7 protein-coding genes are annotated in these 7055 nt (G+C 65.3%); 1 reads left to right on the top strand and 6 read right to left on the bottom strand.

What is annotated here, in order from left to right; translation table 11 throughout:
- Positions 1 to 49 precede the first annotated feature (49 nt).
- The 6 genes from NTD88_RS01940 to pedF all read right to left on the bottom strand — a co-directional run bounded on the left by NTD88_RS01940 (position 50) and on the right by pedF (position 4743).
- A complete protein-coding gene (locus NTD88_RS01940) occupies positions 50 to 1258 on the bottom strand; it encodes an acetyl-CoA C-acyltransferase (RefSeq protein ID WP_262154451.1) in 1209 nt (402 codons plus the stop codon).
- A gap of 11 nt (positions 1259 to 1269) precedes the next feature.
- A complete protein-coding gene (locus NTD88_RS01945; RefSeq protein WP_095153536.1) occupies positions 1270 to 1734 on the bottom strand; it encodes a MaoC family dehydratase in 465 nt (154 codons plus the stop codon).
- A gap of 10 nt (positions 1735 to 1744) precedes the next feature.
- On the bottom strand, positions 1745 to 2530 hold the full coding sequence (locus tag NTD88_RS01950; RefSeq protein ID WP_175650169.1) for an SDR family oxidoreductase: 786 nt from the start codon (positions 2528 to 2530) through the stop codon (positions 1745 to 1747).
- Positions 2531 to 2610: 80 nt separating this feature from the next.
- Complete coding sequence (locus NTD88_RS01955; protein ID WP_262154450.1) at positions 2611 to 3537, bottom strand: quinoprotein relay system zinc metallohydrolase 1; 927 nt, start codon at positions 3535 to 3537, stop codon at positions 2611 to 2613.
- 8 nt (positions 3538 to 3545) lie between these two features.
- A complete protein-coding gene (locus tag NTD88_RS01960; RefSeq protein ID WP_262127329.1) occupies positions 3546 to 4301 on the bottom strand; it encodes a quinoprotein dehydrogenase-associated SoxYZ-like carrier in 756 nt (251 codons plus the stop codon).
- Positions 4302 to 4305: 4 nt separating this feature from the next.
- The gene (pedF, locus tag NTD88_RS01965; RefSeq protein WP_095153540.1) at positions 4306 to 4743 is read right to left on the bottom strand and encodes a cytochrome c-550 PedF; all 438 of its coding nucleotides are present in this window, start codon (positions 4741 to 4743) and stop codon (positions 4306 to 4308) included.
- Between the two features lie 315 nt (positions 4744 to 5058).
- Between pedF and exaA the strand changes: the two genes are divergently transcribed.
- Complete coding sequence (gene exaA, locus NTD88_RS01970; protein ID WP_262127377.1) at positions 5059 to 6888, top strand: quinoprotein ethanol dehydrogenase; 1830 nt, start codon at positions 5059 to 5061, stop codon at positions 6886 to 6888.
- The last annotated feature ends 167 nt before the right edge of the window (positions 6889 to 7055 follow it).

Here is a 7055-nt window from a genome sequence, read left to right on the forward strand (position 1 = left end):
GACCAGGGGGGGTCAGGGGGGGCGCCCCGGGGAGCACGGCCGGTAAAGATCAAGGAAGTTCGAACAACCCCGCCGCCCCCATCCCGCCACCAATGCACATGGCGATCACCACATACCGCACGCCACGCCGCCGCCCTTCCAGCAGCGCATGCCCGACCATCCGCGCCCCGGACATGCCGAACGGATGGCCGATGGCGATCGCGCCGCCGTTGACGTTCAGCCGCTCCGGCGGGATCTCCAGGGCATCCCGGCAATGCAGGACCTGGCAGGCGAACGCTTCGTTGATTTCCCACAGGCCGATGTCCGCGACATTCAAGCCAAAGCGCTTGAGCAGTTTGGGGATCGCCACCACCGGGCCGATGCCCATTTCTTCCGGCGCGCAGCCGCCCACGGCGATGCCGCGGTAGATGCCCAGCGGTGTCAGCCCGCGACGCTTGGCCTCGGCGCTGCTCATCAGCAGGCTGGCGGCGGCGCCGTCGGAGAACTGCGAGGCGTTGCCGGCGGTGATGAACTCGCCCTGCCCGATCCATTTGCCGTCCTTCCACACCGGCTTGAGCGCGGCGAGGTCGTCCAGGGTGGTGGCGGGCCGGTTGCACTCGTCGCGTTCGACGATCACCCGCTCATGGCCGGCAGGCTGGCCTTCTTTGTCGAACAGCAGGCGGTCGGCGGCGAGCGGCACGATTTCGTCATCGAACAGCCCGGCCCGTTGCGCCGCGGCGGTGCGCTGCTGGCTTTGCAGGCTGTAGTCGTCCTGGGCGGCGCGGCTGATGCCGTAGCGGCGCGAGACGATCTCGGCGGTTTCCAGCATCGGAATGTAAGCGGACGGCATCACCTCCAGCACCGCCTGGGACTGGGCGCGGTAGGTGTTCTTGTGTTTGGTCTGGGTCAGCGACAGCGATTCCACGCCGCCGCCGATGGCGATGTTCATTTCCCCGGCCATGATGCCCTTGGCCGCCACGCCGATGCTCATCAGGCCGGACGCGCACATGCGGTCCAGGGCCATGCCCGGCACGCTGTCCGGCAGGCCGCCGGTGTAGGCACACAAGCGGCCGATGTTGTAGGCCTGGGTGCCCTGCTGCACCGCCGCGCCCATGATTACGTCTTCCACCGCGTCGGCTTCGATGCCGGCGCGCTCCACCACCGCCCGCACCACATGGCCGCCCAGCACCGGGGCCTCGGTGTCGTTGAAGGATCCACGGAAGGATTTCGCCAGGGCGGTACGCGCCGTGGCAACGATTACGACTTCATTCAGGCTCATGACGGGCTCTCTCAAACAGGATTGAAGGTGTAGCGGCTGATGGTGTCGACCACGCAGCCCGGGCGGCTTTCGCCCTCGATTTCGACGCTGACGCGGACCACCGCCTGCACCGCCTCGCCCAACGACTCGACGCGCAGGATCAGGCCATGCCCGCGCACGCGCGCGCCGACCCGCACCGGGGCCGGGAAGCGCACGCGGTCGGAGCCGTAGTTGACGCCCATGGCCATGTTTTCCAGGGTCATCAGTTGCGGCAGGAACAGGTTGGCCAGCGACTGGGTCAGGTAGCCGTGGGCGATGCACACGCCGAACGGGCCGCTGGCGGCGCGCTCGGGATCGACGTGAATCCACTGGTGATCGCCGGTGGCTTCGGCGAACAGGTCGATGCGCGCCTGGTCGATCGTCAGCCACTCGGTGCGGCCCAGGTCCAGGCCCTCGGCATCGAGCAGCGCCCGGGCGCTGCTGAAGGTTTGGCTCATGGCGGACTCCTCAGGCCTGTTGCGAACTGACGGACAGCACTTCGCCGACCATGTAGGAGGCGTAGTCGCTGGCGAGGAACATCATCACATTGGCCACTTCCCAGACTTCCGCGGCCCGGCCGAAGGCTTCGCGCCCGGCGAGGCTGGCCAGCAGTTCTTCGCTGGAGGCTTTCTTGAGGAAGTCATGCAGGGCGATGGACGGCGACACCGCGTTGATCCGCACGCCGTGTTCGGCGGCCTCGAGTGCGCTGCAACGGGTCAGCGCCATGACCCCGGCCTTGGCGGCGGCGTAGTGGGCCTGCTCCTTTTGCGCACGCCAGCCAAGCACCGAGGCGTTGTTGACGATGGCGCCGGCGCCGCGGCGCTGCATGTGCGGGAGGATGGCGCGGGTCATGCGGAAGGTGCCGGTGAGGGTCACGTCGAGCACCCGCGACCATTCTTCGTCGCTCATCTCGACCACGGTTTTCTGGCCGCCGAGGCCGGCGTTGTTGATCAGCACATCGACGCCGCCGAGCTGGTGTTCGGCGGCGTCGACCAGGGCCTGGACCTCGGCTTCGACGGTGACGTTGCACAACTGGCCGTAGATTGCCTGCAGACCGGTTTCCGCCTTCAGGCGCTCCACCGCTTCTTCCAGTCGGCGCGGATGGATGTCCGAGATCATCAATGCCCGGCAGCCTTCCTCGGCGCTGCGCCGGGCGGCGGAATAGCCGATCCCGGCACCGGCAGCGGCGGTGATCAACACCGATTTGCCGGCCAGCAATTGATGGCCGGGTACATAAGGGGGAGCTTGTTTCACAGCGGTTACCTCCAGGTAAATAACCCTGAGAGGTATACGGGGGCGGGATCAGGTGGGCATCGTCAAAACGGGGTATGGAATCACTGCTCCACCCGACTCATCACCGCCTGCTCATACCGCGGATACAGGTGCGTCACGCTGCGAATCAACTCGTACTTGCTCAACTTGACCGACGCAAAGCGCTCGGGAATCGGCGTCGCGATCACTTCGTTCATGTCCAGGCCATGCACCGCGCTGTCGCGCAGCAGGTCGTCCAGCCAGCCGAGGTAGTCGACCATCTGGTCGAACGGCGCGCGATCGTGGCTGACCGGGCCATGCCCCGGCACCAGCACCTTCCACGGCAAACCCTGCAACTGTTGCAGGTCATCGACCCACTGGTTCAAGCTCGGGCTGTGCGGGGTGGTCAGGGCGCGCTGGTAGAACAGCAGGTCACCCGCAAACAGTACGCCGGTCTTTTCGTCGAGGATGGCCAGGTCCGCGCCGCTGTGCCCGCTGAACGCCAGTAGCTTCAACGGGTGCGAACCGAAGGTCTTCACCCCCGGCGGCAACGTCTGGTCCGGCAGGCGCACCTGGGTGCCGCGCATCCAGTCGCCGACCATGCGGTACATGTTCTCGCTAAGGGCATCGCCCTCTTTCTCCAGTTGCTCGCGGGTGCCGGGCAAGGCGCCGATCGGCACGTCGGCGAACGCCTGGTTGCCCAGCGCGTGGTCGGGGTGGTGATGGGTGATCAAGACCTGCACCACCGGCTTGTCGGTGACCTTTGCGATAGCCTGGCGCAGGGCCTGGCCGTAGCGCAGCGACGGGCCGCTGTCGATCACCACGACACCGTCCTCGCTGACGATGAACCCGGTATTGACGATGTTGCCGCCGTTGTCGCGGGAGAAGTTGTCGGTGCTGCCTTCCAGCACGTAAGTGTCCGCCGCCACCTGGCGCGGTTCGAGTCGGTAGTCCAGCTCCGCCAGGCTCGGCAGGCTGACAAGGCTCAACAGGCACAACAAAGCACGCATCAGCGACCTCATTCGATAGCGGCGTCGAACGCATTGCCGTTGTTGTCACGCAGGCTCAGGCGTACCGGGCCCGGACGGCGCAGGTCGAACGACAGGCTGGGGTTTTCGCTCACGGCCGGGAACAGTTCCAGGGTCGCCAGCGACTGGCCCTGGGCGTCGAACAATTCGGCGTGTTCGATGAAGAATTCCGGAATCCCGGCCATCAGGCCGTTATCCATGGGGTGCGAGACCGACAGGCGCAGGCGGCTGTAGTCTTCGCGCGGGTAGCGGCCACCGAGCACCTGGCCCAGCCGCTGTTCCCAACCGGGCTCGCTGCGCGCCACGCTGGGCGCGGTGCAACCACCACCGGCGGCCTCGATCAGCGTCGAGCCGACATGCCAGACGCCCTCCTCGGTCTGCACCGCGGCCCGCAACGCCGTGGCCTGTTCGATACGCACGCGGATCGCTAGCCAGGGCAGTACTTCGGGACCGGGAGCGAAGTCGACGATGCGCGGAATCGGGTTCAGTTCGGCCCATACCAGCATGCGCTTGACCTTCCCCGGCAGGCCGCGCGCATCGATCTGCAGCGGAACCTGCCGGGCGTCCTCGGCGAACGGCGGCGCGATGACCTTGATCCGCTCGTCGAAGCGGTAAGGCTCATCGCCAATCCATTGTTTTCGGTAAAACTCCCACATCACCGAGGGCACCGGGTCGGGGCCCGGATCCAGGGCGTATGCCGGGGCGCCGACGAGCAGCGCCATCAGCAGGAACGGCACCCGGCCCATGGCATCACTCCTCGACGTGCACGCTGTCGAGGTAAGTACGGATCGCCCAGAGCGCTTCCTGGCTCAGGTAGTCCGCCATTTTCGGCATGTACACGCGACCGTCGCGCACCGAACCGTGCCGCACGCGCTCGACGAACCACTCATCGCCCACCGCGCCTTCGTCCAGCATGCGCAGGTCCGGGGCGATACCGCCGGACTTGGCTTCCAGGCCATGGCAGGCCGCGCAGTTCTGGTTATAGGCCGAAGCACCGATGCTCAACGCTTCGTCGTGATTCTTGCCCGTGCGGTACGGGTTTTCCGTACGCCATTCCTCGCCGAGCTTTTCCAGGTTGCCGGTATTGACCGCCGTCGGCGTCACGTTGCCGTGGGCCATGACCGCCCCTGCGCTCATCAGGCCAGCCATAAAGATGGCGCTCATCCAGGCGTTTTTCACTGTTGTCATTGTTTTGCCCTCGACTACTTCAGGTTGCACGATTTGCACGCGAAAACCTCTCTGGCGAAAGGTTCTGCCGGCCATCTTAGGAAGCGCGCCGTACAGCCCCCATGCTGCTTTGGTGGTCGCGACCCAGTGCTTTGGTAGTAGCGCTTGTGGGGCAGTGCCAAATCATGTCCGAACCGGGAAGTTTTCCCGGCAAGGGCGGGAGTTTTTCCGTTTCTCGAAGGGCGCTGGCGTTCCAGTCTATGCAGGCCAAAACCTCCATTGGGAAACACCAACATGACAATAAGATCGTTACCCGCCGCTCTCTCTCCTCTGTCCATGGCCGTCCAGGCCGTGCTGCTGGTCAGCACCCTGGCCATGGCGCCTGCCAGCCAGGCCAAGCCTGTGACCTGGGAAGACATCGCCGACGACCACAAGACCACCAACAACGTGCTGCAATACGGCATGGGCACCAACGCCCAGCGCTGGAGCCCGCTGGCTGTGGTCAACGACAAGAACGTGTTCAAGCTGACCCCGGCCTGGTCGTACTCGTTCGGTGACGAGAAGCAGCGTGGACAGGAGTCGCAAGCGATCATCCATGACGGCGTGGTCTACGTTACCGGTTCCTACTCGCGGGTCTTCGCGCTGGACGCCAAGACCGGCAAACGCCTGTGGACCTACAACCACCGTCTGCCGGACGACATCCGTCCATGCTGTGACGTGGTCAACCGCGGCGCCGCCATCTTCGGTGACAAGATCTACTTCGGCACCCTCGACTCGCGCGTCATCGCGCTGAACAAGGACACCGGCAAGGTCATCTGGAACAAGAAATTCGGCGATCACAGCGCCGGCTACACCATGACCGGTGCGCCGACCCTGATCAAAGACCAGAAGACCGGCAAGGTCCTGCTGATCCACGGCAGCTCCGGTGACGAATTCGGCGTTGTCGGTCAACTGTTCGCCCGCGACCCGGACACCGGTGAAGAAGTCTGGATGCGTCCGTTCGTCGAAGGCCACATGGGCCGCATGAACGGCAAGGACAGCACCCCGACCGGCGATGTGAAAGCACCGTCCTGGCCGGATGATCCGACCACCGAAACCGGCAAGGTCGAGGCCTGGAGCCACGGCGGTGGCGCCCCCTGGCAGAGCGCGAGCTTCGACGCCGAGACCAACACCATCATTGTCGGTGCCGGTAACCCTGGCCCATGGAACACCTGGGCACGGACCTCGAAAGACGGCAACCCGCACGACTACGACAGCCTTTATACCTCCGGCCAGGTCGGCGTTGACCCAACCACCGGTGAAGTGAAGTGGTTCTACCAGCACACCCCGAACGATGCCTGGGACTTCTCCGGCAACAACGAACTGGTGCTATTCGACTACAAGGACAAAGACGGCAAGCAGTACAAGGCCACCGCCCACGCTGACCGTAACGGTTTCTTCTATGTGGTCGACCGTACCAACGGCAAGCTGAAGAACGCCTTCCCGTTCGCCGACAACATCACCTGGGCCAGCCACATCGACCTCAAGACCGGTCGCCCGGTCGAGAACGAAGGCCAGCGTCCGCCGAAGCCCGAGCCAGGCGAAACCCGCGGCAAGTCGGTCGAAGTCTCGCCGCCGTTCCTCGGTGGCAAGAACTGGAACCCGATGGCCTACAGCCAGGACACCGGCCTGTTCTATGTGCCGTCGAACCAGTGGAAAGAGGAATACTGGACCGAGACCGTCAACTACAAGAAAGGCTCCGCGTACCTCGGCATGGGCTTCCGCATCAAGCGCATGTACGAAGACCACGTCGGTTCGCTGCGCGCCATGGACCCGACCACCGGCAAGATGGTCTGGGAACACAAAGAGCGTCTGCCGCTGTGGGCTGGCGTACTGGCGACCAAGGGCAACCTGGTGTTCACCGGCACCGGTGACGGCTACTTCAAAGCGTTCAACGCCAAGACGGGCGAAGAGCTGTGGAAATTCCAGACCGGTAGCGGCATCGTTTCGCCACCGATCACCTGGGAACAAGATGGCGAGCAGTACATCGGCGTGACCGTCGGTTACGGCGGCGCTGTTCCACTGTGGGGCGGCGACATGGCCGAGCTGACCAAGCCAGTGGCACAGGGCGGTTCGTTCTGGGTATTCAAGATCCCTGCCTGGGATACCAAGACCGCACAACGTTGATCTGAGCTGAACGAGGGGGCCTGACAGCCCCCTTTCGCTTTCGACTTCAGGGCCCGCCACCCGCCCCCCTTGTAGGTGGGGGGGGGGGGGGGGGGGGGGGGGGGGGGGGGGCGCCGGGGGGGGGGGGGGGGGGGGGGGGGGGGGGGGGGGGGGCGGGCGGGGGGGCG

Origin of the sequence: Pseudomonas sp. 20P_3.2_Bac5 (genome assembly GCF_025466035.1) — a bacterium.
GTDB lineage: Bacteria > Pseudomonadota > Gammaproteobacteria > Pseudomonadales > Pseudomonadaceae > Aquipseudomonas.